Raw genomic sequence first — 26,684 nt, 5'->3', positions numbered from 1 at the left:
ACGGCGACGCGACGCACTTGGACGTACCGATACCGATCGCCTCTCGACGGTAACATGCGACAAATCAAGCTCGGGGATTGACCAGCAATGCCTCTCGCCGCCGCAGTCGTTCAGTGGGAGACAAAACGGGGCATCCGTGATACTGGCGAAGATCCCGCCCTCGCGCGACGCCGGGCCAGGGGGCACGTCGCCGTACTGGACGCCAAACATGGTCTCGGTGCATATACCGTTCGGTGACTGACTGGCCCCGAGATCACTGCTACGAAAAACAAGCGCATAGAACGTGCGACTGCGCATCGCGTACCGCTCGTCGGTCGGGCTGAGCTGATCGTCCGGAGGCGATGAGCGATTTACGGCGCCAGCTATTTATTTCCTTACACTGCGCCGAAACCGGGACGCCGCCCAGCCAAGTCACGCAAATGCATTACTCAGGCGAGTGTCCGGCAGATCATTGCCCGCTGCCAACCCTACTGGAAGGGAAACAACAAGCTGGTGACTGATCGTCCAATCCCTGTGACGGGACGGACGCCACACGATCTTCGTCGTACCGCGCGCACGATGCTCGGCGCGATGGGATGCGCAAACGCGGTAACTGAAGAGATAATTGGACACATCAAGCCGGGTATCGTGGGGGTCTACAACCTTTATACCTACGATGCCGAAAAGCGAGAGTGGCGCCCGCCTTGAGGAACTGGCCTTTTAACAGTGTATCGATCAGCCGTAGGCTTTCCTCCGAGTTCCGCGGTAGTCCTTTACCAAATGAGGCTGAGCCGAAATCTTTGGAGAATCGGACATGTCGCAACCCGGTGTTTCATTCGCCCCATCGCGAGCCGCTGGTTCATTCGTCGACCAGCTCAAGGCCCGGGTCGTGCTGCTCGCCGTCTTTGTTGGCTCCATTTGGGCGACGTTCTTCCTGTCGGTTTCGATGCCTTTCCTGCATCTGAATCGGCATGGCGTTGTCCCGCGCACGCTAAGCGGCCTGCAGGGCATCCTGTTTGCGCCGTGGCTGCACGCCGGGCTGTGGCACATCACCGCCAACACAGGCGGGCTGCTAGTGCTCGGCTGGCTCACGATGTGGCCGCGCATTGCTAATTTCTGGCAGGCGACCGCCGGCGCCATCCTCGGCGCGGGACTGTGTGCGTGGCTGCTGGGCGCGCCCTATTCTGTGCACATCGGCGCGAGCGGCGTGGTGTTCGGATACGCAGGGTATCTCGTCGCACGCGGTGTTTACACGCGCAGCATCATCTCGATTCTCGTCGCCCTATTCGTGGCCAGTAGCTACGGACTGAGTATGCTGCTCGGCGCGCTGCCCCTCTACCCGGGCGTATCGTGGCCAAGCCATCTTGGTGGCGCGATTGGCGGCATCATCGCCGCGCGACTGTCGCGACAAAGCCTGCGCCCCTAGAAGGGTGACGACTGCTTCTCATTGTGGACGAGACATCGAGAGTAGACACCGCGTAACAACGCAGTCGAAAGGCCCATCAGTAGCACCAGCAGCAACGAGTTACATCCACCGGCACAGATGCCGCGGTCTCGGTACGCTTCATCATCAAACTAGTTGAGACGAACGAGCCAGCCGGTTTTGCCACTCTGCCTGCAACAGTGTTTTCAGGAATCGCACATCGACGGCAGCTTTTCTCAACAGGATACTTCGCATGTTCAAATCATCTGGTAGCAGCGCGCGTCGGCGAGACGACACGAGGCCGCTACGAGGCTGGAATTTCGAAGGGGAAACAGACATGGATGAGCAAAAACGCCAAAGTATGATTGCATACCTTCGTCGCAAGATGGCTAAGGTTGGCATCAAGGTCGGCGACGTCGCGTTGGCCATCGCCGAAGAAAGAGCGCACCGAAAGTCGGCACGTTACCGCAATGCTTTCGGCGACACTTGGGATGGCAAGGGGGATATGCCTCAGTGGCTTAGGCAAGCCACAAGCGCCGGGCAGTCACTGGCCCACTTTGCTGTCGAGAAGTCGTCTACATCGACTAGCCGCGGACGTCCGGCGATTGACTGGAGTCGGGATCCGTTCGCTGGCACGCGCCTGGCGACAGTTCGGCCGTCGTAAGCGCCATGTACTAGCGGTCTCACTCTTGTTATTCATCAAGTTGCCGAAGAAAACTGCAAAAAATCAGGATGGCGATCGCTTCCTCGTCGCGACCTTAGGTGCAGCGCGGCGAGGCTTGGTGGTCTCGAGAGAGGATAGCGGGCGCTTCCGCGTCGCCGCCTGGTTTGCGACGGTGGTCGCGAGTTGCGATCTCAGCGCGTCGAGTTCCCTGACGTATGCCACATTCGAGCTGCGAAGCGCTTCCGGATTTCCCTCCACGACGCCTGCGCGATGACGCGCGTCGCCAAGCTGAACCTGCAGCGCCCGGATTTCCTCCCGGTGCCGGGCCTCGCCCTGCTCCGCCCTGCGCGCGGCCGCTTCAAGCTCCTTCTGGAACCGCGCGCTCACGCCCCGCTCACGCTCGATCTCAAGGAGCGCCCGCTTCTCGGCTGCCCGTAAACGCCCTTCCGCGAGCTCGGCGCTGCTCCGCAGTTTGTCGAGTTCACCCGAAAAATCGGCCCTCGCCTGCACCAGTGCCCGGTCACGCGCACCGATCTCGTCCTGCTGTCGCGCGACTTCAGCCTCAAGCGCCTGACGCATCGCCTCCCCGGCGGCCTGCGCCTGTTCAAGCTCCTGAATGCGCACCTGTGCCGCCAGCAACGCGCCGGTGCGCTGCTCGAGCGCCGTTTCGGTCCGCACAAGCTCAGCCTGCAGTGATGCTGCCTCGTTGCACGCGCTGGCCTTCTCTGCCTCGGCGTCAATCCGCAGAGCCTCGAGCGCCGCCTGCGCCGATGTGGTGGACTTCCCCCACAGCGTCGCGACCAGTTCTCCTCGGGCATGCGTCGCTCACGACCACCAGTCAGTATCTTCACGTGGACGACGATCGTCGTCATCGCGAAACAGATGAAAAGCACCGCATTGACTGGTAGTCCAGACGGCTGAAGTTCGGCCTTGGCCGTCATTCGAGGATCGACGTCGGTCTGGCCGCTACGGATCCTTTTCCTGACATTCGAAGGTTGGCATTCGCGAATGATCGGCTCCACCGCTAGCGAATGCGTACTGCGACCCTTCTCCGTCATACGAGGTCAATCTAGATACCCGGCCGCTTTTCGAACTGCAACGGCCGCTAATCAATACAGTTGAATCGTGCTGGAGGTTCAATCTCCCGGGGCAGACTGCCGCGATAGGCTCGCCCGCGGCGTCGACTCACATCATTTCGGGGCTGCCCAGTTTCGTTCCGTCGGAAAAGCGGGCCAGTCTGTAGGGTTCAATGTCGAACTGCGGCGCCTCGTCCATTACCAGCCGGCTCGCGAGCATGCCTGCACCTGGCCCTAGTCCAAAGCCATGTCCGCTGAAGCCGGATGCGATCACAAGACCGGGTTTCGCATTAACCTTCGAGATGACGGGAACGAGGTCCGGCGTCGTGTCGATCGCGCCCGCCCATGCATGAGCGATCCGCAAGCCCGCCAGCTCGGGAAACACGCTGGACACATTTTGCAGGGCACGTTCGAGCCATTCGGTATCAGGCCGGGGATCCAGCACCCGCGTTTCTTCGAACGGCGAGACTTCATCGTCGCGCCAGGTTGCGCTTGCCTCCGGTCCGTGGAAGAAGCTGGCGCCGACGCGAATCTTCAGTTTTTTCTTCAGCTTGCTGCGGAACATGGTGCGGAACTTCACCGAATGCCGCAGGTTTTGCGGCGCGAGTTCCACGCGTCCGTAGCCGGGAACAGCGATGGTGTAGCCCCCGTCCAAGCGCCTCCTCAGCGCGAAGTTAGGCCCGGAGAAACAGCCTTCAATGACCCCCGGCGCCTCAGCGGTTCGCAACGCCGTTCCCATCACGTTGATGGCGGGCAGATCGATGCCGTGATGCTGGCAGAACAACGCGCTCCAGGCGCCTCCCGCGAGAACGACGGTGTCGGCTGCCAGCCGGCCGCGCTCCGTCCAGATGCCAGAGACACGCCCAGCGCTCGTGTCGAGACTTCGTACCGCGCAGTTCTGATACACCATCGCGCCGAGACCTTGCGCGCCGCGAGCAATCGCAGGCGCGGCTTTCGACGGCTCGGCGCGGCCGTCCGTGCCAGACCACAGCCCTCCAGCCCACTTCGCACGTCCGGACGGAATGCGCGCTGCCAGTTCGCGCGCACTGAGGATCTCGCTGTTAAAGCCGACTTCCCGGGCGCGTGCAAGCCACGATTCCCACTGCGCGATGTCCGATTGATACTCCGTGCCGTACAGGATGCCTGCCTTACGAAACCCAATGTCCTCGCCCAGTTCTTCGCTTAGTTCGCTCCAGCGTTTGAGGCTCTGCATCGCGAGCGGCAACTCATGGAGGTCGCGGTTCTGCTGACGCACCCAGCCCCAATTGCGCCCCGACTGCTCGCAGCCGATGACGCCCTTTTCCAGCAGAGCCACCTGGACGCCGCGTCGCGCCAGTTCATACGCGGTGCTGACGCCAATAATGCCGCCGCCAATTACCGCGACATCGCATCGATCGGGGAAACCTTCGCTATCCGTGACTTCGTCGATCCTTAGCATTTCATAGCCGTTGGTTGCCGCTTCTTAGTACGTTACTGCAGTCAAGACCGTCTGAAATGCGCACCTGAAGCGCGATTTCATCATCCGCAGATACTGGCTACGATTTTGGTATGTTCCACCGCTTCGCTGATAGGACGATCCTGTTGTATCCGAAAGGGATACAACGATGATCCACCAGGCGCTGAGGCAATTCTTGAATTGCTATCTTGCAGACTGTTGCCGAGATCAGGTTTCTGCTACGCCACATTCTCACGCTCTTGCTTCCTGGTTACCGGTAGGCGCGCACACCTACTTTTCAAACGCGAGCGAACCACACTTCGTCGAAATGAACGTAGCAAATGGTTCGCTCGCCGAGCCCTTCGATCGGCAATCGGGAGGTCGATGTGGGTGGGATTTGCCACCTCGCTCTCGGCACGCGCAAGATCGGCGAACGGGGATGTTTCGTCGAGTGCGACCAGAGCCTCGTCATTCGTCGTGAGGCTCCGATGCGAGTACAGCAACGCCGTCAGCCGCCCGTACGCCTTGGCCCGCAGGCAGCACGAAGATCGGATTGATTTCTGCTTCGACAATACGCCCGCCAAGCTGCACCGCCATTCGCGCAAAGGCGACGATTGCGCTTACGAGGGCATCAATATCAGCGCGCGGCCGTCCACGATACCCGTCTAGCAGGGGCCACGTTTTCAGTTCGTGGATCATCGCGAGCGCGTCTGCGCGCGACAGCGGCACTTCGGTGGAGAGCAGGCGCATTGTCGTGTCCTTGAACAGTTCCGCTGTGACGCCGCCCATGCCGAGCAGCAATGCTATGCCTAACGGGTCTCGATGAAGGCCGAGAATCAGTTCCGTTCCACCGGCCACCATTTCCTGAACGAGAAACGCATTCGCGGATACGCCAGTCGCGGTTTCAACGTCGTCCCGCATACGGTTCAGGCGCGCCCCGATGCTGTCAGCTGTGACCCCAACCGCGACGCCACCCACATCGCTCTTGTGGGTGATCGTGTTCGACAGCAGTTTGAGCACGACTTTGTCGCCCAGCTCGCGAGCGGCGCTCGTGGCCTCATTCGCGTTCGTGACGACACGCTCGCGTACCGCCGTCACACCGAAGCGGGCAAAAAGCTCTTTCGCCTGCGCTTCGTTTAGTGATCCGGCGGGTAGATCGCTCACGTTGACGTCTGCTTCGGAGTGTTGTTTGTCCAAATTCACGGCGCGTTGCATGTACTCGCCGTGCTGCCACATCGCCGCAAGTGCGCTAGTCACGCTTTCGGGCGATGGGAACGCCGGCACTGCCTGCTCGTTAAGCAACCGTGTGATCTCCGGCGCGTGAGGGCTCACAAATGCCATCACGGGTTTGTCACTCCCGGGCAGCGAATCGCGGATCGCGTTAGCCATCAGGTCAGGCATCGCGAGGCCTGACGATCCAACGATAACCACGACTGCGTCGTAAGTCGGACTGTCGAGTAGCGTGCCGATCGCACCGCGCAGCAGAGCCGGCTGCAGACCCGCGAGCGTCACGTCGATCGGATTGCGGTCGAGCACTGCATGATCGCCGGTCTGGAGCGCGCGCAGCTTTGCAGCAGTCGCTTCATCGGGAGGCGGGGTCTCAAAGTTCACCATGCCGAGGCTGTCGGTGACGAGCGTGCCGGCACCGCCGGTCGAGGTCAGAATCGCCACCCGCCGCCCGGAGAGCTTGCGACGCGTAGCGAGCGCATGAGGGATGTCGAGCAAATCGGAAAACCTCTGAGCACGAATGACGCCGACCTGGCTGAAAAGCGCGTCATACATGCGGTCCGAACCGGCCAGCGCGCCCGTATGCGAGACCGCCGATCGTGCGCCTGATTCCGAGCGTCCGATCTTGAACACGACGACCGGCTTGCCCGCGGCGGCCGCCCGTAACGCCGCACGCCGGAATCGTTCCGGATGACGCAGCCCTTCCATGTAGAGCGCGACAACGGAAGTCGAATCATCGTCAACCAGATAGTCGACGAAGTCTGCCATGTCGAGATCTGCTTCGTTGCTCGTCGACACCAGCTTTGACAGGCCAATACCGCTTGCTGCCGCCCGCGACAACAGCGAGCCAAGGATCCCCCCGCTTTGTGACACCACGCCGATCCCGCCGACTGTAAAAGTGTCGGTCTCCAGCGCCCCGCTTGCCGACAGCGTGATGCTATCGGTGAGGTTGACGAGCCCGATCGTATTCGGGCCAAGCAGGCGCATGGACCCTGCTGCCTCGATCAATTGCGCCTGCCGCTTCGCGCCTTCCTCGCCAATTTCTGCATAGCCGCTCGCCAGCACGATTGCAGCGCTTGTCCCGCGGTTTGCCAGATCCCGCACCGCAACGTGGGCGCGCTCGGCGCCGAGCAGCACGATGCCGACATCCGGTGCGTGCGGCAACGACGCTACATCGGGATAGCAGGGCAGGCCATCGATCGAGTCGTAACGCGGATTGACAGGGTAGATGTCGCCGTCGAAGCTGTGCTTCCGGAGGTAAGCCACCGGGCGCCCTGAAGTCTTGGCTGCGTCCGCCGATGCGCCGATTACGGCTACGCTCGCCGGGCGCATCAATTTTGAAATTGCATTCACGTCGATCTCCTTCGTGCTCACTTGGTTTTGTTCAGGAATGCGAGCACCGAGTCGCGATGTTCACTGCTTGTGTAGCAGACGGCCTGTGCCTGGCTACCTTGTGAAAACACCTGATGCGCGGACAGTTCGTAGCTCTGGTTGAGGATGCTCTTGCCAAGCGCGAGCGCGGTGGCCGAACCCTGGCTCAATTCGGCGGCCCAGGCATGGGCGTCGGCGATGAGCGATTCCGGGTCGCTCAGGCGATCCGCGATGCCAATTTCCAGCGCTTCCTTTGCATCTACCTTGCGCCCGCTGAAGATCAGTTCCTTCGCCCGCGCGAGGCCGACTCGACGCGGCAATAAGTACATGCCGCCACCGTCGGGAATCAGCCCGCGTTTGATGTAGCTCCACGTGAAGCTCGCTTCCTGGGACGCGAGGATAAAGTCGCAGGAGAGCGCCATATCGGCACCGAGACCCGCGGCCGCCCCGTTGACGGCAGCGATGGTCGGTTTGGGCATCGAGTAGAGCAGATTGACCGTGTGATGCACGAGTTGCTGGCGGGACCAGCCATTGAACGCAATCTCGCCGGCGGGCGCTTCCATGCGCTGCGCCATACCGCTGACGTCTCCGCCAGCGCAGAACCCCTTGCCGTTGCCGGTCAACACTACGGCGCGCACCCCCCGGTCGCGCGAAACGGTGTCCAGCGCCTCGATCAGTTCGGCACGCATTTCGTTGGTGATGGCGTTACGTTTTTCAGGACGATTCAGCGCGATCATGGCGACTTGCGAGTCGATAGTGACTTGAATGGTGGATGTGCTCATGCGTGTCTCGATGGTTGAATTGGAGTCGACTGACAAGGTCAATCTGCCAATGCAGCTTAGCCCCACCTGCCGCCCAAGACACCCCGTTAATTCCACTCTGTGGAACGGAGCGTATTTCATCCCAAGGCCCGATAAATTCCACTGGATGGAATTGGCGGATTGTCATCGAGCGTTCGGCGCCGATAATGGATTCCAACGCAGGACACTTGCCACGACGATCCTGCGGCCCATACAAGCCGGAGACATGATGCACGCAGCCCGTTCCAATCCAATCGACGTCAGCGCCGTCGCGCAACCGCAGACAGAGGCCGTCTACAGGAAAGTCACCTGGCGGCTGCTGCCGTTCCTCTTCGTTTGTTACGTCTTCGCTTATCTGGATCGCGCCAATATCGGCTTCGCCCACCTGCAGTTCTCGCGCGATATCGGTCTTTCCGACGCCGCATTCGGTCTGGGTGTAGGGCTCTTCTACGTGGGGTACATGCTCTTTGAGGTGCCGAGCAACCTGTGGCTCGCGCGAGTCGGCGTGAGAAAAACGCTCATGCGGATCATGGCGCTATGGGGCATTGTTTCGGCGGGCACCGCGTTCGTGCAGACGCCGACCCAGTTCTACATCGCGCGCGTGCTGCTGGGCGCAGCGGAAGCAGGATTCTTCCCGGGCGTGATTCTCTACTTCACCTACTGGTTTCCGGCCGCGCGCCGCGCACGAGTCACGTCAATCTTCATGACGGCGATCTGCGTATCCGGCATCATCAGCGGGCCTGTGTCGGGATGGATACTCAATAGCATGTCCGGCTTACTCGGCTATAACGGCTGGCAATGGCTGTTCCTTCTCGAAGGATTCCCGTCAGTCATCGCCGGTGTCTTTGCCTATGTCTATCTGACGGACCGCCCCGAGCAGGCGACCTGGCTCACGGACGACGAGAAAGCCCTCCTGCTCGCGGAGCTTAACCGCGACGCGCAAACGAAGGCTGCACGCGCTCATGGTTCGATCTGGGTCGCATTGAAGGAACCGAAGTTTTATTTCCTCACCTTCGCATACTTCAGCGTACCGTGGGCGAGCATCGTCGTGCATATCTGGGCTCCGAGCGTGATCCAGAAAAGCGGGGTATCGAACTACTGGCACATTGGGCTTCTTTCCGCGATTCCGTATGTGGTCGGCGCAGTCGCGATGTATCTGCTCGGCCGAAACTCGGATCGTATGTTGGAGAGGCGGTGGCATTTCATGGCAAGCGCATTGATGGCCGCGCTGGGCGTCGCGCTTTTGCCGGCGGCGGCCAATCACGCAGGCATTCTGGTAGCACTGCTTTGCGTCGCGACGGCTGGCTATCTGGGCATGCTGTCGCTTTTCTGGACGATCCCACCCGCGTACCTGTCGAGCACCGCCGCAGCAAGCGGCATCGGCCTCATTAGCAGCCTCGGTCAGTTTGGCGGGATTTCGGCTCCTTCGGTGATCGGCTACGCATCGACGCACTTCGGTAGCAGCGCCGTGGGCCTCTATGCGGTTGCGTTCGTCTCCATACTCGGCGGTCTTGCGGTGGTGCTGGGTATTCCAGCGCGCGCGATCAGTGAACGCCGGGAATGAAAGAGAAGCTTGCCGTCTTCAGCCTTCGAGGCGCGCACATGCGGCCGTAATCTCGTCGCGCAGACCCAGCAGGGGCGCTGCCAGTTCGCTTACAACGCTGTCGTTTGACGCCGCCGTGCGGACGCTAAAGTTCAGGACCAGCAAACGATGTCCGGGAATGGCGAGGGGGGTCGCGAGTGCGATCACTTCCGGTTGCCAGCTTGCAACGCAGAAGCCTCTTCGGCGCACATCGTCTACAGCTTCGGTGATCTCCCGCGCGAGACGCTCCCAGCCGCTCCGTTTGCGCCGCTTGAACGCGTCCATCAGGGCGGTGAATTCCGTCTGCGGCAGCGCTGCGAGGTACGCGCGCCCGAGCGAAGTCAGTTCCATCGGCACGCGTTGTCCCGAGACGATCGTACGTAGTGAGGCTCGCTGGTTATAGCGAATGGACTCAAGGTAGACCATCTCTTCCCGGTCGGCGCCCGCGATTCCGACATTGATGCGCTTTGCCTGGGCAGTGTCGCGGATTAGCGGTCCTGCAGCATTCAGTACCGTGGATCCGCTGCGCAACGCCTGCGCCAGACTGAGCACGGGCAGGCCTAGTCTGTACGCCCTGCGTGCCGCATCGTGCTCGAGATAACCCGCCTCGACGAGCGTTCGCGTAAGGCGGCTCACCGTTGCCTTCGGCAGGCCGGTGCGTTCCGCGAGTTCTCCATTGCCGAGAAGCGTTGCACCGGGACCGAACGCGCGCAGCAGTTCGAGCCCGCGTTCGAGCGATCGATTCGATGGGGTAGCGTTCGATTGCGGTTGTTGATTCGTGTGGTTCGCCATAGGCAGTGGGATTGCCGTGCTTAACGTGAAAAGGTCGATTGTCGATGCCGAATCAGACCGCATCGTAGCGCCGCGGCCAAGTCTGCGGATCATCTCGCGATTGGCGTCCGGAGCGGCAACCTGTAGGAGGCGACGTTTTGTCGGCGCAGCAGATGGTACCCCTCCTGGATTTCGTGTGGATATTTGCAGAATCGCTGTGCAGTTGCGGGCTTTTCTTCTGAGAGCCGGATGGTTTTGCGGATCTTCAGTCCGGCCGGGTTCCCAACCGACCGCACCAATTGCTGGAGCATGCGCAAATTTGTGCTTCCTGCCGGCGACATCTTCCCTGAAGCCACTGCATGTCAGTACATGCAGTGAGATTCGACACCTGAAAAAACCGTAGCTTTACTAGAAAAGGATAATCCGATGGTCATCAACATTGCAAAGCTCCGACGCGCGACCGTGTCTGCCGCACTCTGCACCGCGTCACTATTGTCAAATGCGGTTCATGCCGCTGACGTTCATGTTCTGGCAACTGGAGCGCTCTCAGCAGCGTTTAGGGAGCTCGGACCAGGGTATGAACGGCAGACCGGGAATCACCTCGTCATATCGTGGGGGCCGTCATACGGTACGTCCGCTGACGCGTTACCCATGCGCATTAAGAATGGCGAAGCAATGGACGTCTGCTTCATGATCCGCCCTGCGCTGGACGAACAGATCAGACAGGGCAAGTTTCTCCCGGACACTCGCACAGATCTCGTTGCGTCCCGAATTGGCGTCGCGGTCCAGGTCGGCATGCCGAAGCCGGATGTCAGTACTGTGGAAGCACTACGTAGTGCACTGCTCGCAGCAAAATCTGTAGCATTCTCTGAAGGAGCTAGCGGCACCTATATTACTGAGACGTTGTTCCCCAAGCTTGGCATCGCGCATCAAATGAAAGCCAGGAGTATTCAAATCAAAGGGAAGGAACTGGTCGGAACGGCCATTGAGCGCGGCGACGCTGAACTTGGATTGCAACAGATCAGTGAACTTCGCGCCATTCAGGGGATCCAGTACGTCGGGGCGCTCCCGCAAGAAGTCCAGAAGGCAAGCGTCATTTCCGCCGCCTTATCAACAAACGCGCAGGAGCAGGAAGGCGCCGCAGCCCTCATTTCTTACCTGAGAACGCCGACAGCATCGGCAGTATTCGAAAAGACGGGGCTTGATCCAATCAAGCCCGGGAAATAGATCGCATTGGTCCTCCCGTCGTGGTGCCCCCGGAGGATAGGCCACCGAGACACTCGCTTCGCTCGTTGTTAGGCCTGTCCGAGCGGGAATGGGGCATGACCTTTGAGCAAGATAGCTACGGTGCTTCGTTTGATCCAGTCAATTCAAGCGACGGCCCGCTCGCCCAAAGCGGTCGTTCATGGATTTTCGCGGGGTATCTCGTTTGGGTCGAGAGCACGCATCCGCTGAATTTCGGCAGGACTTTGGCAGGCGTTAGGTTGTAAGCGTCCGGTCAGTAGCGCATAGCAGACGTGCAAGCCAAGATGTTCGAACGGCGGCAATGGCCGACCAGCAGACTTTCCGTGCCCTGCGCGTTGCAAAATCGCGCCAACACCGCTTAGAGCGCCCTGCTCTACAACGCCTCGCCGAGGTTTGCCACGATAACGGGTGTTATCGCCACCGCTCTGCTCCACAATGCCTTGGCGAGTTTTGCGGCGATAACCCGCGTTATCACCGCAATCCATCTATACACATCTGCCGCGCGAGGACCAGGTGGCTCGCGGCTGGCCCCTCTGGCCTCGACAGTCGAAGTGGCGTCCCGCCAACGGCAGATCACAAAGACAACCGGACATCCAGCCGCTCTGCTTCCCGACATAACGCGACATTGGTTTGCATACCTTGCAGTCCTATGCGACGACCCAGTCGCGGCCAGCAATCGGACCACCCGCTTGCTGCATGCGACCGCCCGAAACCAGACCGCCAAGATCCACTGATGCGTAGCCAAAATCGTTGACGAGTCCGATCACCACCGCCTTTGCGTCATCTTCGTCACCGGAGACGAAGATGACGCGTTTTCCGTCATGAAACTTCGGGCCCTTGTCGTAGTGCTCCATGCGGATAGCATTGAACGCCTTGACGACGCGAGCCTCTGGCGCGTGTGCCGCGACGATCTCGCTGGCGCCCGTGCCCCCCAAGTCTGCCAGAACGAGCTCCGGCTCCAGTTGTGTAAAAGGGTTAGTGGTATCCACCAAAATGCGGCCCGCCCAATTGGGCAGCCCATCCAAGGCCGACGGGACTTGAAGCCACGGAACGGCGAGCACGACCAGCTCGAGCCGAGCCACCTCCTGGACCGTATCTGCCGACGCGTTCGGACCGAGTCCGGCCACGACATTGCCCAAAGCCTGCGGCCCACGACGAGCACTCAGGAGAACCTCATGTCCTGCTTGAATGGCACTCCTGGCGATGGACTGCGCTACAGCACCGGCTCCAATAAAACCAATCTTCATTTCGACACCTCAGCGGCAACGTAAGTCAACGAAGCCATGCTCGTCCAGGAGCACGGCACGTGGTAGAACAGCCAGGTCAGTTCGATGAGCGCAAGTCGAGCAGCACCTTGCCACCCTTGATTGCGTGCGCGACGGCCTTTTCGAAGTCCGCAAGCGGATAGACGGCAGCCACAGGCAGCTCAAGCTCGCCGCGAGCCATCAGCTCGGCAGACTCCTTGATTGCGTCCATGATGTACGGCAGATATTCGGGAAGGTCGATGTATATGCCGCGCACGACGATGCCGCGAAGATGCAGGTCCACGGCCTTGAGCGGAGTGACCAGCTCGCCGCTTGTGAACGCATAGCTCACCAGCGTACCGTTTTGCGACAGCACGTCGATCAGGCGCACCGCAGCCGAACCGCTCAGGCCATCGATGGCCAGACGGACGTTGCCCGGACCGACCGCGGCCTTGGCTTTGTCAGTGGCGCCCGGCTCATCGACGAGAACGACGTCCCCACCAGCTTCCTCCAGTTCCTTGACCAGTTCAGGACGACGTACGAAATTGATGGTCCGCAGGCCGCGCTTCTTCGCCAACGCGATCACCGTGCGGCCGATGCCGGAGTTGGCCGCATTTTGCACGATCCAGTCGCCTTCTTTGAGGTCAACAAAGCGCCCGAGCAGAAGTACGGCCGTAGGAGGATTGATGCGCAGCATGGCCAGTTGACGTGGATCGACGCTGGCAGGCAGCGCAATCAGCCCCTTGGCCGGGATCACCAGGCGCTCGCGCCAGGTCAACGCATAAAGCGGGGGCAATACGCGGTCGCCGACTTTCACGTTGGAGACATTCGAGCCTGCCTGCAGAACTCGCCCGACGCCTTCGTTGCCCACGATCGAGGGCAGCGGAGTCGAGTAGGCGAAGCGATTCGTGATGACGGCCAGGTCATTGCCGTTGATGGGGGCATACTCCATCGCGATCAGGACTTCATCCGGGCCGGTGCTGGCCGGCTCCGGAAGATCAACGAGTTTCAGAGTCTCGACGGGGTCGCCGAAAGCGGTGTTCTGGATAGCACGCATGGCTTGCGTCCTTTCATAAGATGCTTGGCTGGAAAGCCGAGAGGCAATACTTCGGCGCTCGGCGCTCATTTCGAAATCGTGCAAAGACCGGGGTGAACGCTACGAGGCCGCCCCTCATGACGAGGAGCGCCTCACATTGCGCAGGACGCGTAGCGCTAGAACGCGAACAGCACCATGCCGGCCCTTCCCCTGCGGTACGTATGTTCGAGCGCTCGCAGGTAGTCGCTCGCCTGATATCGTTCCGCCACTGGGAAAAGGCTCGGGAAGTTGCGTGCCAACTCGAGCGCCTTGGCCAGGTCTGCTTCGCGTACCGTCGCAGCTTCGAATTGCCAACTGAACAACGACACCCCCTTGATGGTCAGCGCTTGAGGGGCGATGGAACGAATGTCCGTCGCCGCTCCTCCCAGGGAGCCGTAGCTAATGATCGCTCCGCCCCGGGCCAGGAAGCCCGCTACGTCGGGCAAGAGCACGCCGCCGACGCCATCGAACGCCACGTAGACGGGCTTGTTCGCAAGCGCAGCGCGAAGTTCGTCCTTCCAGCCCTGGTTCTCCGTGGCGATGACAGAAAGGCTGGGGCGAGCAGCTTTAAGCGCTTGCGCGCTCGCCGCGGAGCCGGCGAGCAGGATCGGATTGACGCCCGCTTCGACGAGCAGATGAGTGAGCAGCCTTCCGACGGCGGAATTGGCAGCCGTCTGAATAACGGTGACATCTTCGCGCTTGTCTTCAGGCAACGCGTTGTGACCAGCCCTCATCGCAAGGCGTGCCGTCAACGTGTTGACCAACATCTGCGCTGCGACCTCATCGCTCACTTCATCGGGCACGGGTATCAGCGACTGGACAGGCGCGGCGATCCTGGAACTCCAGGCACCGTTGACGGGAAAGAAGGCCACACGTGTGCCGACCTGAATCCGGTGTGAAGGGGCAATGTCAGCGGCCAGCGCTTCCACCACCCCTACACCTTCGACGCCGGGCACTCGACCTCCCCTCGGAATGAAGGGAGCCGCCCCGAAGGCGGGGGAAGCTGAGACGCCCAGCAAGTCGCCCGGATGAACCGGTGCGGCGGACACACGCACAAGCGCCGCTCCGCCCACAAGAGAAGGGGCATCGGAAAATGCTTCCAGCGTGAGCACCTCGGCGGGCTCGCCATGGTTGGTGTGAACAATTCGCTGCATCAGAGACTCCTTTCGCAAGCATATGATTATTGGAGCGATCGCTCCGTTATGGCAGAATAGGTTCATCTCTACAGCATGTCAATTAATTTTGGAGCCATGACTACAAAAAACGATACCCAACCCCGGCGCAGCCGCGGCAGACCCTCAACCTTTGATCGTACGGAAGCCCTGAACCGAGCCATGAAGCTCTTCTGGGAGCAGGGATACGAAGGCGCATCCTTTGACCAGTTGATCCATGCCATGGGGATCAGCCCCTCGAGCTTCTATAACTCGTTTGGCAGCAAGGAGCAGCTTTATAAGGAAACGACTGACGCATACCTGAGCATGTCCGAAGTCTGGTTCGCTGGCAGACTGTTCGGCACGGCCGACACGCGAGAAGCATTCAAGAAGCTTCTCGATGCTACCGTCGTGGAGTTCACTCGAGACAGCCACCCATCGGGCTGCATGATCTCTCTGGCCGGCACTCACCTGCCCCCCGAACTCGCTTCTATTCGTGAGACGATGGCCGAGCACCGTGCAAACGCTGAAGAGATGATGGCGCAGCGGTTGCGCAAGGGGGTCGAAGACGGCGACTTACCGCCTGACACCGACGTGCCTGCACTTGCTGCCTTCTACAGCGCCGTGACCCGCGGAATGGCCGTCCAGGCACGAGACGGAGGCGGCCCGCAAAAGCTGAAGGCGATCGCAGATGTCGCCATGCAAGCATGGCCAGCTCAAAGCGGTCGGGTGATATCTGCAAAGCCCCGGGGGACTCGCGCTGTCTGACCGACAGTGCCGCACAGAGTGGTCCAGCGCCGGCGCTCGCAGGGCCGCGATTTGGAGCGTCATGCTCTGCTTCCTTTCGTGGACTGACGCAGCATCGGCACACCGTGGGTGAGTGCGTATCCTTCGGTGCTCAGAATGCAGTCGGAAGTAGGTCCGAGTTATGAAGCTCACGCTCGACCACAATGTCATCATCGACTTGGCAAGTGGCTATATCAATATCGCCCGCCTTCGCGAGATCCTTGCAAAGAGCGGGCAACGTGATCGACGTGTTTTCACACACTCTGGACCCGAAGCGGTCGCTCAAGTATGTCGATAGCGGCCATTCGTTATAGGGCATCCCACAACCACCAGTCAACTACTTTCCCGACGGCCGGATCTACGACGCCAACTCGGAACACCGGGACGTTCTTCGAATGATCTGGAATCGCATATCTGTCAATCTTTCGAACGATGCTGCGAGAGAAAGCGGCTCCCGCAGGAAAGAAAATCCAGAAATTCGTTTCTATCGCTACGAGCGACTCCAAATCTGTAGGTGCGTCGGCAAAGTCGGGTACGCTGAGGGCCGATTACTGGTTTTGACCGCGGGTGAGGTTGCGGGCTCGGAGCTGAGTGTATTCGCAGAACCACGCTTCGCATGCATGTTGCCTGCATCGATAGTCGCCATGCGACGTACGCGCTCATTATCTTTTCAGGCGCCCTCGACGAATGGCGCCCTGCCAGTTTGAGCTCCTTCGATGGAGATGACAATCCCACTGGCGATCGCTCCGTTTCAATCCTGACATGTTGACAAAGTCGGTTCGCACCGCCTTTGCGCTCCACCACAGGCGTCTGAATGGGACCGCTCGCGGTCTCTGGCGCCACGCTTGACGATACTGCATCGAGCCTGTGGACCTTTGGCCGGCTACATCGATGAATCGATGCGTCCATAGACACCCGTCGTCGCCGTCGGACCTGCCGCGAAAAACAGCGTGTTGGAAGGCTGGTTGTCGGCGTTGTTGCCGAACGCCAGGCCCCAGAGTCCTTGCTGCGTCACCTTTGAACCATCGGCCTGTGTGAGCGGCCCTTTCGAGTCGCCAGTCGCAGGATCGAACGCGTTGATGGTGCCGTCGCCGAAGTTGCCGATCAGCAGGTCGTTGCTGAACACGCCGAAATTGGCCGGCGCCATGGCGATCCCCCACGGCGAATTGAGCGGCCCGTTTGATGCGATGCGCTTGAGCAGGTGGCCAGCGGTATCGAACGCATCCACCACGCCGTTGCCCGCACCGCTTTGATCTCTGTGACCATCGGGCCCGAGCTTCGCATACGCCACATAAATCGTAGTGCCGACGGCCTGGATACCGAACGGATTAAAACCCGCAGGTACGTTCGGGTCGCTAAAGGCGCCGGCAACCGTGACTTTCGTGAAAGTCTTGTCGAACATATCAACTTTGCCGTTATGGAAATCGGCGGCGTACAGCATGCTTGCGCCGGCGTTGCTGGCAATCGCAAGGCCTGTGTATTCGGCTCCGCCCGCGCCGTCATCGTGAACGGTGACAGCCTGCGTCGGCAGCACCTTAGGCGACCAGGCCGCGATCGTGCCGGCCAGCGTGGCAAAAATGAATGCCGCGTTACCCGTTGCGCCATTCGCCGTGACGGCGAAGTCCGTAGTACCGTTGAAAACGATACCGGTCGGACTCGCGGGTTGACCGCTTGCGGCCGGCGGTAGTGTGACCACGAGCGACTGCACCACGCCATTGCCGTCATACAGCGACGACTTCTGCGTATTGTTGTCTGATACCCAGACGGGGGTGGTCGGACCGAACGCGATGCCCCAGCCGTTTTGCAGATTGGGGTCGACGTGCGGCGCGGCGACGCTGCCGTTGGACACGAGAATGGTCGACTTGAATGTACCGGCGGTCGGTGTGGGCATATTGTTACCCGAATTGCCGCCGCACGCGGCAAGTGCGAGCGTGGCCGCTCCTGCAAGCGAGAAAACAGTTGCAAGCTTATGCATGTCACCTCCTGATCTTTGGACGATTTGCCTGTAGTCCCCGCGCGGCACAACCACTGGCAACGCGCGTCGACCCCTTTGTGTTCTGAACGAGCGCACCAACCCGCAAGCGGCGTCGATGGCATCCTTGCCCTCGACCTTCGCGCCGGCGGTTCATCGTCATTGCGCATTGAACGATCAAGCACGCGTGTTTATTCCGTGCGATCCGTATTCGAGCCACCTGAGGTTCACATTGCGGGGCATTGGTGCGCACGGACGTTGATATTCACTTGCGGCGCCCGGATGACAATTGACTTTCAACGGCAGCTACAGATCCCCTTGACTGGCTCACCGCGAGTCGGACACTGACACTCCGCGGACGCAGACTGGATGACCTTTTCGCTTGAAGTACGACAGTATCGTGCACGGGTGAATGTCGGGAGTTCTGTCGCATTAATGCGGAGAAAGTAAAGTTAGAAGCTGACGAAAACCGTTTGGCCCTTCGATGAAGCAGACTCTCACGCCACGAAAAACGCTTGCTCCGATAATTGCCAAGGTTCTGAAGCGACTGCGCTATCCACTTGAAGCGATGACTAGCGCGTCCGCCTGAAACTGGCTCACGACGTTCAGCGCTTTGTCCAACTGATCGAAGAAAACCGATTCGGGCGAGTGATGAGGCATCGGAAAGTTCGCGTTGTAGCCGTGCCCCTCATTTACTCCGCGTTCATCGTCGAATCCCGCCACGACTGGATTCCGCTGCGACCGCCGCACTATTGATGTAGAAAAATCCGTCTGCCGCTTCGACGCGCGCGTGGTGACCAGGAGAACGTGAGAGTGCATACGTTTCGCGCGCACCTTCGAGAACGGCCTGCGCCGCGGCTGCGGCACATTGCGCAGACCAGTAGGCAGACTCATATATGTGCGGGCCGACAGGGCAACTTCCGTCTGCAAGATAGCGACCCGCTTTCGCCAGTATTCCGCGCAACGGATTGCCTTCGCGAATGAACACGTTGGAACTGCGATGCATATCCGGTGGAACTGTCTGGCGGCCAGCAGCAGCGTGTGGCGATTGCCCGCGCACTCGCAATGAAGCCGGCGCTGATGCTGTTCGACGAGCCCACGTCCGCGCTCGATCCGGAACTGGTCGGCGAAGTGCTCGCCGTGATGCGCGATCTTGCCCGCACCGGCATGACCATGGTCGTCGTTACGCACGAACTCGGTTTTGCGCGGGAAGTCGCGAGCCGTGTGCTGTTCATGGATCAGGGACAAGTCATCGAGAGCGGCTTGCCTGAGCAGGTGCTAGGCGCGCCCACGCAGACCCGCACTCTCGCCGCGAAGATGGGCGCCAAAGTCAACTGGGTTGAGTCAAGCTTCGACCAACTGATGAGTTCGCAACGGTCCCAAAGCGATACGTAAGGATGATGTGGATGTGTCCTATAGCAAGCGGCCTCGGTGACCCAGCGTCGTGCGTCAGATCAACAACACCTTTGTCGCGTCGGCTTGATTGCAATAAGTCACTATTTGACCAACGCAGAATAACGGTCTGGCCAGGCTATCGCGGCTCCTTGCTGCTGCCTGCGTTCGTTCTGGAACCGTTGCCTATACGTTCCTTCAGGTAGCTACCCAAAGCCTGCTGCATCTCTTTGCGGACCGCCGCACTCTTGCTCTTGTCCACCATCCGGGCCCCTTGCAGGGCCGCCTTTAGGATCAGGTATGTCGCCAAGGCAATTCCGGATAGCTCCGAGCGCCTGATCGAGGAATCGAACGTCGTCAACAGATCCTGAATCGCTGCGGAAAGCCGAACCATCCCGTATGATCCTGCTACCACCACCGATGGAGTTTCCGACAGCACCCTGCACGCGGGGCGTTTCGAGACGTAGCCATGCACGATAGAAATCAATCCCCCTGCGAACTCCATAGGTGTCTCGGGCAAAGACAATTGCCACTGATCCAATAACAGGACGATCTCGTCCGTGTAGCGGTTCAACAGCGCGGCCCCGACGCTTTCCTTATTGGGGAAGAACTGGTACAGCGAGCCGATTGAAGAACCTGCGAGGCTCGCAATTGCATTCATGCTTGTAGCCTCATAGCCCGACGACGCGAAGAGTTGCTCGGCTGCGGCGAGTAGATCGGCCACACGCTTCTCTCCGCGCTCCTGGGTAGGCGGCTTCGGTCGCCTTGACGAAACCAGAGTCTCATTCATATTGTCGTTCCATAATGTGAGATTGGCTCTCATTTTGCTGGGTGAGAGGCATCAGCCGCTTCAGCACCCGGGTGCTACCCATTCGCGTCTTCGCACGCACGAAGTTCCGGGCATAACAAACTGATGAAGTTCCTCGATTATGCCAAAAGGTTTGAAGCGGCTGCGTGATTCTGGTCATGATCCTGGTGGCCATAGGGTTCACAGCGATATTCAAGCCCGCAATGCAGACCTCCCCGCTCCCCTGCTCAGATGCTTTCCCAAGGCTTGACAATACTGGAGGAATGCTCATATTATCGCCCAACAATATGAGTATTCCTCGCATTACACGGGGCATGATCCCGATGCATCTTTCAGCCCCGGAAGGTTCTGGCACCCCCTCCCCCATAATTCGCCAGAATCTTTGGCCGACCCTGATCAGGTCGGCTTTTTTTCGACCGGTCAATAGCTCAAGGCCAAAGGGTGTGTCGGTGTCGGCCTGCAGCAGAGCGCGCACAGCCGGATTTGTGGTCTCCGGCAACGGTAACCGCAACCCACCATGTGCGAGCAGCGCCTAGTGGAGAATGCTTTTGTTCATGTTTAGCCTTGAACACGCATCCAATCCAAATCCCAACGGAGAATGACATCATGATCCAACCGCTTCCCATCGATCGCACACGCGCCGCCCTGCTTGTCATGGATTTCCAGAGACTCGTCGTCGACGGCTACGCCACAGACAGTAAGCAGCTTCTCAGCCGGACCGCCAAACTGCTGGAGGCCGCACGCGACGCCAGCATCATGGTGATCTATGTCGTGGTCGCCTTCCGGCCAGGCTATCCAGAGGTGAGCGAGCGGAACATGACGTTCAGTGCAATCAGGAGTTCAGGCCGGTTAGCTGGAGACGATTCAACCATTGAGATTCACCCCGCTGTGGCACCAGGACCGGCTGACACAGTCGTGACCAAACATCGGGTAAGCGCCTTCGCCGGAACCGACCTTGACATGATCCTGCGAGCAAACGGCATCGACACGCTATTGCTCACCGGCATCCTCACAAGTGGTGTGGTGCTCTCGACGCTTTGCGACGCAGCGGATGCGGATTACCGCCTTTTCGTAGTCAGGGACTGCTGCTCGGATAACGATGCGGAGGTCCACCGCGTCCTGCTCGACAAGGTCTTTCCACGACAGGCCTTTGTGACCGAAGCCAGCGCGATCATCTCAATGCTCGCCTGAATGCGGCGGGCAGTGTCGGCGAGGTGGCATCCCGCCATCGCCATTTGACGATCTACCCCATCGGCTCGCGGCTAGGACCGTCCGCACGGACTCTCAGTTTCGGTTGTCCGCGCGATGCCCGTTGACCCACTGCATCGCACGTCTGATCGCCTCTTCCAGCCGGTCAAAACGCCCTCTGCTGGGAAACTCCGACTGGCCACGACCGCACGGTTTATGGCCCTCGTAGCAATGACCATCGCACAGAACCAGCTGTCGAGCATGCATCTAGGCTCGCAGTGAAATCTGTACTGGTCGCGCGAGAACATCGCCTTCGCAATGTTTCTAGATTCACAGACGGCGCAAACGACGAAAGCAGAATCTGCACAGTCGCCGAACGTTTTTCAATGCCATATGAATCCAGCCGAACTAGCGGTTTCGGGCGGCTTGACAAAATACGAGTGACAGTCATATTATGACATCACTAAATATGAGTTCTACTCGCATTTTCCGCAACCTGATCCAGGAATAGGCGTTGCACGGGGACATTTTTGTGCCAACCCGTGCTCAGGCAGCAAAAAGCAGATGAACACTTTGGGTTCCGACCAGTCGTCCAGGGGCCTTGCGCTGACGCCGGAAGGCCAGCGACGCATACCGGCCATCTTCAGCGGCGTGCTGGACGACCTGTTGTCCGGTTTCACACCGGAAGAGGTCGGACTACTTAAGAGCATGTTGAAGCGCGTGCTCGCCAACGCCGACAGCCAGCTATCGGGACCAACCGGCAATGCATCAACCAGCTTTTGCAACGGGGAGTAATGAGTCCGTTGCAGACCCCGCCATCACATTCCACTGACACTCAAAAAAGTCGAGCGATGAAATCCCTTTCCCTGTCCGCGCCTGCACTGTCGTGCCGGGCCGCTGTCACCACAGCGGTGGCAGCGCTCGCCCTTACGGGGTGCGCGAATTACTTCGGTATAGGAAGCGACAAGCAGATGTCGTCGCCGGGTCAGTACGAGTCCAACCAGAGCTTACCGTCACAGGGTGGGCAGTGGCCATCGCTCGATTGGGCCAACCAGTTCGGCGACCCGCAACTGCCCCAACTGATCGCGGAGGCGCTGGAAGGCAGCCCGTCGATCGCCCAGGCGCAGGCGCGCATCGCAAAAGCCTCCTCGTATATCGAAAGTTCGCGTTCGGCGCTCTACCCGAAGGTCAATGCCAGCTATTCGTGGAACCGCGAGATCTACTCGGCCAACTCGATCTACCCGCCGCCCTTCGGCGGCACCTGGTATAGCGAGAACAACGCACTCGCGAGCGCGTCGTGGGATCTGGATCTGTGGGGCAAGAATCGCCAGCGCCTGGGCCAGGCTGTGTCGCAGGAGAGAGCGACCGAAGCTGATATGCAGCAGGCCCGCGTGACACTCGCCGCGTCGGTCGCAAGTGCCTACAACCAGCTCGCGCGCCTCTATGCCCAGCGCGACATCGCTCAACGTGAAGTCCAGAATCGTGAAGAGATTGGCCGCATCACCGACGGCCGCGTCACCGCGGGCCTCGACACCAACGTTGAGCGACAAACGGCGATCGGCAACATCGCAACGACCCGCGCGAATCTTAGCGATCTGGATGGCCAGATCACCGTCGTGCGCTATCAATTGGGAGCGTTGCTCGGCAAGGGTCCGGACCGCGGCCTGCAAATCGTTCAGCCGGTCCTGGCGTCAGGCGGCGCCATCGCTCTGCCGGACAACCTTCCCGCCGACCTGCTGGCGCGTCGTCCGGACATCGTCGTCGCACGCTGGCAGGTGGAGGCGGCACTCCACGATGTCAAAGAGGCCAAGGCCGAATTCTTCCCGGATGTAAACCTCGCTGCGACCGCCGGCTTCGACGCGTTTGGCTGGGGCAAGTTCTTCACTGCGGGGAGCCGCCAGATACAGTTTGGCCCCGCCATTCACCTGCCGATCTTCGATGGCGGCGCTTTGCGCTCACAGTTGAAAGGCCGCTATGCGGACTTCGACTACGACGTTGCCGGCTACAACCAGACGCTCGTCAATGCGCTGAACGATGTCTCCACCCAGGTTGCCTCCATCCATTCGATCGACCGGCAGCAAGCCGACGCGCAGCGGGCGCTGGAGGCCTCGACCAGCGCTTACCAGCTCTCAGTGGTGCGCTACAAGGCGGGCCTCTCTCCCCAATTGCAAGTGTTGTCGGCGGACCAGAGCCGGCTCGCGGCGGAACAGACCGTGACGGATATGAGGATGAGTCGCCGCAATATGCAGATCGCACTGATCAAGGCGCTCGGCGGTGGATTCGACGCCACGAAGGTCGATCTTGTCGTGCCGACCGACGCTCGCGTGGCGCAAGCTCCGCAGTCCGTTCAACCCCTGCCGGCAAGCCGAGCGACGCCGACTGCCGCGGACTGAGCCCGAAAGCTACCCGAACAAGCGACGAACATTGAGAAACCCGGAGCATCGCCATGAGCACCACCGAAGATCCCGTCACTTCCGCAAAACCAACCAGTCCGCCGTATCCACCCACCCAGGCCCAAGCGACTCAGGTTGCCGCGGATCCGGAGGCGACGACCAACGGCAAACGCCGGCTGCTGATGACGCTGTTCATCATTGTGCTTCTTATCGCGGCGATTGCTTATGGCCTGTATTACTTCCTCATCGCGCGCTTTCACGAAACGACCGACGACGCCTACGTGAACGGCAACGTCGTACAGATCACTCCACAAGTAATGGGCACTGTCATCTCCGTGAACGCCGACGACACGCAGACGGTTCACGTCGGCGATGCGATAGTGGTGCTTGACCCGGCGGATTCGAAGGTCACACTCGATCAGGCCGAAGCGAATCTGGCGCAAACGGTACGTCAGGTGCGCACGCTTTTTGTGAACGACAACCAGTACGCGGCGCAAGTAGCGTTGCGCCAGTCGGACCTGTCGCGCGCCGAGGACGATCTGCGGCGCCGCATGACCATCGCGCAAACCGGTGCGATTTCGCTGGAAGAAATCTCGCATGCGCGGGACACGGTGCGCGGCGCGCAAGCATCGCTCAACGCCGCAGAGCAGGAGCTTCAATCCAATCGCGCACTGACCGCCAACACGGACATCACCGACCATCCGAACGTGCGCGCTGCCGCGGCGAAAGTACGCGACTCCTACATAAACTTTGCCCGCAACACCATGCCTGCACCGGTCACAGGCTATGTCGCGCAACGCTCGGTACAAGTCGGCCAACGCGTATTGCCGGGCACTCCGTTAATGGGGATTGTCCCGCTAAACGCCGTATGGGTCGACGCGAACTTCAAGGAAGTTCAGTTGCAACACATGCGCATTGGCCAACCGGTCGAATTGACCGCAGACGTGTACGGTTCATCGGTGGTGTTCCACGGCAAGGTGATCGGCTTCTCAGCCGGCACTGGCTCCGCGTTCTCACTGCTGCCGGCTCAAAACGCCACCGGCAACTGGATCAAGGTCGTGCAACGACTGCCGGTGCGCATTGGGCTCGATCCGAAGGAACTGGAAAAGCATCCGCTGCGCATCGGCCTGTCGATGAACGTCGACGTGACGATCAAGAACGACCAAGGCGGCCAGTTGGGCGCCGCGCCCAACACCATTTACCAGACCGACGTTTTTGCGAGGTATGGCGATCAGGCCGACGCCGAAATCGCCCGGATCATTCAAGAAAACGAGGGCAGCGCAGGCCCGGGCAATGAAGCGCAAGACACGTCCTCGCACCGCAAGAAGCCGACCGTCGGCCACGCGATGCAGCAACCGACCGGGATCGGAAGGAAATACCAGAACAAGTCTTTCGTTTTTTTGCCTCAGCACGGCCTTGAACAATTCGCAGCATCAGGCAGCGAAGAGAAAGGAACGAGGCAATGAGCACGCCGACGGGTACGGCCACGAACCAGGCGTCGGCACCTTTGGTGCCGCACCGCGGCATCATCACGATTTGCATCATGCTGGCGACGCTGATCCAGTCGCTCGACAGCACGATCGCAAACGTGGCGTTGCCGCACATGCAAGGCAGCTTGTCAGCGTCACAGGATCAGATCACCTGGGTGCTGACGTCCTACATCGTCGCCGCGGCTATCGCGACGCCTGTCACCGGCTGGCTCTGCGACCACTTCGGGAAAAAGAATGTATTGCTCACCTCCATTGTGGGCTTCACGGTCGCGTCGGCCTTGTGCGGCGTTTCGATTTCGTTACCGATGATCATTGCCGCGCGTCTGCTCCAGGGGGTATTTGGCGCGTCGCTCGTGCCGTTGTCGCAGGCCATTCTGCTCGACATCAACCCGCGTGAAAAGCAGGGGCAGGCCATGGCGATCTGGGGCATGGGTGTGATGGTCGGCCCGATCCTGGGCCCAACCCTTGGTGGATGGCTCACCGACAGTTACAACTGGCGCTGGGTATTTTTCATCAACGTGCCGATTGGCGCCTTCGCGGTGTTTGGCGTGTTCACATATATCAAGGGCGAATTCCTGCGGCGGGACACCCGATTCGACTTCTTCGGCTTTGCAACACTTAGCATCGCCATCGGCGCGTTGCAGGCGATGCTCGATCGCGGTGAGCAACAGGATTGGTTCGGCTCGATCGAAATCTGGTGCGAGACGCTCGCATGCGCGATCAGCTTTATCTTCTTCATCATCCACACGGCGACCGTGCGAGGACCATCTTTTTTCAACCGGCGCCTGCTCGTCGATCGAAATTTCGTCACAGGCCTTGTGTTTATCTTTGTGGTGGGCGTGATTCTCTTCGCGACTCGCGCCCTGCTGCCGCCCATGCTGCAAACCCTCATGAACTACCCGGTCGCGACAGCAGGCCTCGTCGTCGCACCCAGCGGTATAGGCACGATGTTCGCAATGATGATCGCCGGCAGATCAATCGGACGCGTTGATCTGCGCATTCTCATATTTATCGGCCTTGCGCTAACAGCGTTCTCGCTCTGGCAGATGGCGGGCTATACGATTGTTCTGTCCGAGCGCAACGTCGTTTGGCCCGGCGTGATTCAAGGGCTTGGACTCGGCTTCGTGTTCGTCCCGTTGAGCACCTTGACATTCGCCACGCTAAGTCCGGAGATGCGTGCTGACGGCACGGCTATTTTCAGCCTGGTTCGCAATATTGGCAGCAGCATCGGTATCTCAGTCGTGCAAACGATGCTCACGCAGCACACGCAGATCGTTCACTCGACGCTGGTTGAGCACATCACCCGCTTCAACCCGCTCCTGCACCCCTCGGGTCAGGGGCCTTCTGCCTTCGCGCTTGCTACGCTTGACCAGCAAATCACCGCGCAGGCCAGCATGATCGGCTACATCGACGATTTCAAATTCATGATGTGGATGAGCATCGTGGTCATCCCGCTGCTGTTGATTATTCGACCCGCCAAGCGAGTCAACAGTGAAGACGCGACGCATGCGGTGATGGATTAACGGCACGTGTTTTCGGTGCGAGAGGGTACCACTCGGAGGCGATCGATGATGCGTAAAGCGGACACAGAGAACACGCGGTGTTTTGCGAC

At 60.0% G+C, this 26,684-nt stretch carries 19 protein-coding genes and 3 pseudogenes; 11 read left to right on the top strand and 11 right to left on the bottom strand.

The genetic code is table 11. From position 1 onward, the window contains the following. The first annotated feature begins 793 nt into the window (after positions 1-793). Both BM438_RS23765 and BM438_RS23760 read left to right on the top strand, forming a co-directional pair. Positions 794-1,405 carry a rhomboid family intramembrane serine protease gene (locus BM438_RS23765; RefSeq protein WP_093638770.1) on the top strand — a complete coding sequence of 204 codons (612 nt, stop codon included), beginning with the start codon at positions 794-796 and terminating at the stop codon, positions 1,403-1,405. A 334-nt stretch (positions 1,406-1,739) separates the two neighbouring features. Further along, positions 1,740-2,066, top strand: a complete 327-nt coding sequence (locus BM438_RS23760; protein WP_093638766.1) for an H-NS family nucleoid-associated regulatory protein — start codon at positions 1,740-1,742, stop codon at positions 2,064-2,066. Between the two features lie 63 nt (positions 2,067-2,129). Here BM438_RS23760 and BM438_RS23755 read toward each other — a convergent pair whose 3' ends face one another. The 4 genes from BM438_RS23755 to BM438_RS23740 all read right to left on the bottom strand — a co-directional run bounded on the left by BM438_RS23755 (position 2,130) and on the right by BM438_RS23740 (position 7,957). Further along, a complete protein-coding gene (locus BM438_RS23755) occupies positions 2,130-2,744 on the bottom strand; it encodes a hypothetical protein (protein WP_093638761.1) in 615 nt (204 codons plus the stop codon). Between the two features lie 507 nt (positions 2,745-3,251). Then, entirely contained in the window at positions 3,252-4,580 is a 1,329-nt protein-coding gene (locus BM438_RS23750) for an NAD(P)/FAD-dependent oxidoreductase (RefSeq protein ID WP_093638758.1), read from the bottom strand. A gap of 465 nt (positions 4,581-5,045) precedes the next feature. Then, entirely contained in the window at positions 5,046-7,157 is a 2,112-nt protein-coding gene (locus BM438_RS23745; protein ID WP_208620701.1) for an acetate--CoA ligase family protein, read from the bottom strand. A gap of 17 nt (positions 7,158-7,174) precedes the next feature. Further along, positions 7,175-7,957, bottom strand: coding sequence for an enoyl-CoA hydratase/isomerase family protein (locus BM438_RS23740; protein WP_093638755.1), 783 nt, complete (start codon positions 7,955-7,957; stop codon positions 7,175-7,177). 247 nt (positions 7,958-8,204) lie between these two features. Between BM438_RS23740 and BM438_RS23735 the strand changes: the two genes are divergently transcribed. After that, positions 8,205-9,539, top strand: coding sequence for an MFS transporter (locus BM438_RS23735; protein ID WP_093638752.1), 1,335 nt, complete (start codon positions 8,205-8,207; stop codon positions 9,537-9,539). Positions 9,540-9,557: 18 nt separating this feature from the next. On the opposite strand, the gene BM438_RS23730 is transcribed toward BM438_RS23735, so the two are convergent. Next, positions 9,558-10,349 (bottom strand): IclR family transcriptional regulator, encoded by a 792-nt coding sequence (locus BM438_RS23730; RefSeq protein WP_093638748.1) that lies wholly within the window; start codon positions 10,347-10,349, stop codon positions 9,558-9,560. Positions 10,350-10,754: 405 nt separating this feature from the next. On the opposite strand from BM438_RS23730, the gene BM438_RS23720 reads away from it, so the two are divergent. Beyond that, positions 10,755-11,555: a substrate-binding domain-containing protein gene (locus tag BM438_RS23720; protein WP_093638742.1), complete on the top strand. Its 801-nt coding sequence runs from the start codon at positions 10,755-10,757 to the stop codon at positions 11,553-11,555. Positions 11,556-12,220: 665 nt separating this feature from the next. Here BM438_RS23720 and BM438_RS23715 read toward each other — a convergent pair. From BM438_RS23715 to BM438_RS23705, 3 genes are all read right to left on the bottom strand, one after another. Then, entirely contained in the window at positions 12,221-12,820 is a 600-nt protein-coding gene (locus tag BM438_RS23715; RefSeq protein WP_093638739.1) for an NADPH-dependent F420 reductase, read from the bottom strand. Positions 12,821-12,896: 76 nt separating this feature from the next. Further along, positions 12,897-13,943, bottom strand: coding sequence for a zinc-dependent alcohol dehydrogenase family protein (locus BM438_RS23710; RefSeq protein ID WP_208620700.1), 1,047 nt, complete (start codon positions 13,941-13,943; stop codon positions 12,897-12,899). Positions 13,944-14,029: 86 nt separating this feature from the next. Beyond that, positions 14,030-15,046 (bottom strand): alcohol dehydrogenase catalytic domain-containing protein, encoded by a 1,017-nt coding sequence (locus tag BM438_RS23705; RefSeq protein ID WP_093638732.1) that lies wholly within the window; start codon positions 15,044-15,046, stop codon positions 14,030-14,032. A 96-nt stretch (positions 15,047-15,142) separates the two neighbouring features. Here BM438_RS23705 and BM438_RS23700 point away from each other — a divergent pair, with 96 nt between their 5' ends. Further along, the gene (locus BM438_RS23700) at positions 15,143-15,811 is read left to right on the top strand and encodes a TetR/AcrR family transcriptional regulator (protein WP_244179442.1); all 669 of its coding nucleotides are present in this window, start codon (positions 15,143-15,145) and stop codon (positions 15,809-15,811) included. A 901-nt stretch (positions 15,812-16,712) separates the two neighbouring features. Here BM438_RS23700 and BM438_RS23690 read toward each other — a convergent pair. Both BM438_RS23690 and BM438_RS23685 read right to left on the bottom strand, forming a co-directional pair. Next, positions 16,713-17,804: a TIGR03118 family protein gene (locus BM438_RS23690; RefSeq protein WP_093638722.1), complete on the bottom strand. Its 1,092-nt coding sequence runs from the start codon at positions 17,802-17,804 to the stop codon at positions 16,713-16,715. Between the two features lie 561 nt (positions 17,805-18,365). Further along, positions 18,366-18,795 (bottom strand): annotated as a pseudogene (locus BM438_RS23685) (arginase family protein); the annotation flags it as partial. 2 nt (positions 18,796-18,797) lie between these two features. On the opposite strand from BM438_RS23685, the pseudogene BM438_RS23680 reads away from it, so the two are divergent. Beyond that, positions 18,798-19,106 (top strand): annotated as a pseudogene (locus BM438_RS23680) (ATP-binding cassette domain-containing protein); the annotation flags it as partial. 226 nt (positions 19,107-19,332) lie between these two features. Here the strand turns inward: BM438_RS23680 and BM438_RS23675 are convergent. After that, positions 19,333-19,917, bottom strand: coding sequence for a TetR/AcrR family transcriptional regulator (locus tag BM438_RS23675; protein WP_167378445.1), 585 nt, complete (start codon positions 19,915-19,917; stop codon positions 19,333-19,335). 690 nt (positions 19,918-20,607) lie between these two features. On the opposite strand from BM438_RS23675, the gene BM438_RS23665 reads away from it, so the two are divergent. From BM438_RS23665 to BM438_RS23645, 5 genes and pseudogenes are all read left to right on the top strand, one after another. After that, the gene (locus BM438_RS23665; RefSeq protein WP_167378444.1) at positions 20,608-21,192 is read left to right on the top strand and encodes a cysteine hydrolase family protein; all 585 of its coding nucleotides are present in this window, start codon (positions 20,608-20,610) and stop codon (positions 21,190-21,192) included. Between the two features lie 597 nt (positions 21,193-21,789). After that, a pseudogene (locus BM438_RS23660) lies at positions 21,790-21,984 on the top strand (MarR family transcriptional regulator); the annotation flags it as partial. A 56-nt stretch (positions 21,985-22,040) separates the two neighbouring features. Beyond that, on the top strand, positions 22,041-23,582 hold the full coding sequence (locus BM438_RS23655; RefSeq protein ID WP_093638713.1) for an efflux transporter outer membrane subunit: 1,542 nt from the start codon (positions 22,041-22,043) through the stop codon (positions 23,580-23,582). A 53-nt stretch (positions 23,583-23,635) separates the two neighbouring features. Continuing rightward, positions 23,636-25,048, top strand: coding sequence for an HlyD/EmrA/EmrK family protein (locus tag BM438_RS23650; protein ID WP_093638710.1), 1,413 nt, complete (start codon positions 23,636-23,638; stop codon positions 25,046-25,048). After that, on the top strand, positions 25,045-26,595 hold the full coding sequence (locus BM438_RS23645) for a DHA2 family efflux MFS transporter permease subunit (RefSeq protein ID WP_143131745.1): 1,551 nt from the start codon (positions 25,045-25,047) through the stop codon (positions 26,593-26,595). Before BM438_RS23650 ends, BM438_RS23645 begins: the two co-directional genes overlap by 4 nt. The last annotated feature ends 89 nt before the right edge of the window (positions 26,596-26,684 follow it).

The organism is Paraburkholderia aspalathi (genome assembly GCF_900116445.1).
GTDB classification, from domain to species: domain Bacteria; phylum Pseudomonadota; class Gammaproteobacteria; order Burkholderiales; family Burkholderiaceae; genus Paraburkholderia; species Paraburkholderia aspalathi.
This window is presented reverse-complemented; position numbering and strand designations above follow the sequence as displayed.

Excerpts from the sequence above, each read along its gene's own strand:
- BM438_RS23730 (WP_093638748.1), bottom strand. The coding sequence starts at position 10,349 with ATGGCGAACCACACGAATCAACAACCGCAATCGAACGCTACCCCATCG.
- BM438_RS23740 (WP_093638755.1), bottom strand. The coding sequence starts at position 7,957 with ATGAGCACATCCACCATTCAAGTCACTATCGACTCGCAAGTCGCCATG.
- BM438_RS23750 (WP_093638758.1), bottom strand. The coding sequence starts at position 4,580 with ATGCTAAGGATCGACGAAGTCACGGATAGCGAAGGTTTCCCCGATCGA.
- BM438_RS23720 (WP_093638742.1), top strand. The coding sequence starts at position 10,755 with ATGGTCATCAACATTGCAAAGCTCCGACGCGCGACCGTGTCTGCCGCA.
- BM438_RS23735 (WP_093638752.1), top strand. The coding sequence starts at position 8,205 with ATGCACGCAGCCCGTTCCAATCCAATCGACGTCAGCGCCGTCGCGCAA.
- BM438_RS23765 (WP_093638770.1), top strand. The coding sequence starts at position 794 with ATGTCGCAACCCGGTGTTTCATTCGCCCCATCGCGAGCCGCTGGTTCA.
- BM438_RS23705 (WP_093638732.1), bottom strand. The coding sequence starts at position 15,046 with ATGCAGCGAATTGTTCACACCAACCATGGCGAGCCCGCCGAGGTGCTC.
- BM438_RS23715 (WP_093638739.1), bottom strand. The coding sequence starts at position 12,820 with ATGAAGATTGGTTTTATTGGAGCCGGTGCTGTAGCGCAGTCCATCGCC.
- BM438_RS23700 (WP_244179442.1), top strand. The coding sequence starts at position 15,143 with ATGACTACAAAAAACGATACCCAACCCCGGCGCAGCCGCGGCAGACCC.
- BM438_RS23665 (WP_167378444.1), top strand. The coding sequence starts at position 20,608 with ATGATCCAACCGCTTCCCATCGATCGCACACGCGCCGCCCTGCTTGTC.
- BM438_RS23760 (WP_093638766.1), top strand. The coding sequence starts at position 1,740 with ATGGATGAGCAAAAACGCCAAAGTATGATTGCATACCTTCGTCGCAAG.
- BM438_RS23690 (WP_093638722.1), bottom strand. The coding sequence starts at position 17,804 with ATGCATAAGCTTGCAACTGTTTTCTCGCTTGCAGGAGCGGCCACGCTC.
- BM438_RS23650 (WP_093638710.1), top strand. The coding sequence starts at position 23,636 with ATGAGCACCACCGAAGATCCCGTCACTTCCGCAAAACCAACCAGTCCG.
- BM438_RS23645 (WP_143131745.1), top strand. The coding sequence starts at position 25,045 with ATGAGCACGCCGACGGGTACGGCCACGAACCAGGCGTCGGCACCTTTG.
- BM438_RS23655 (WP_093638713.1), top strand. The coding sequence starts at position 22,041 with ATGAAATCCCTTTCCCTGTCCGCGCCTGCACTGTCGTGCCGGGCCGCT.
- BM438_RS23710 (WP_208620700.1), bottom strand. The coding sequence starts at position 13,943 with ATGAGCGCCGAGCGCCGAAGTATTGCCTCTCGGCTTTCCAGCCAAGCA.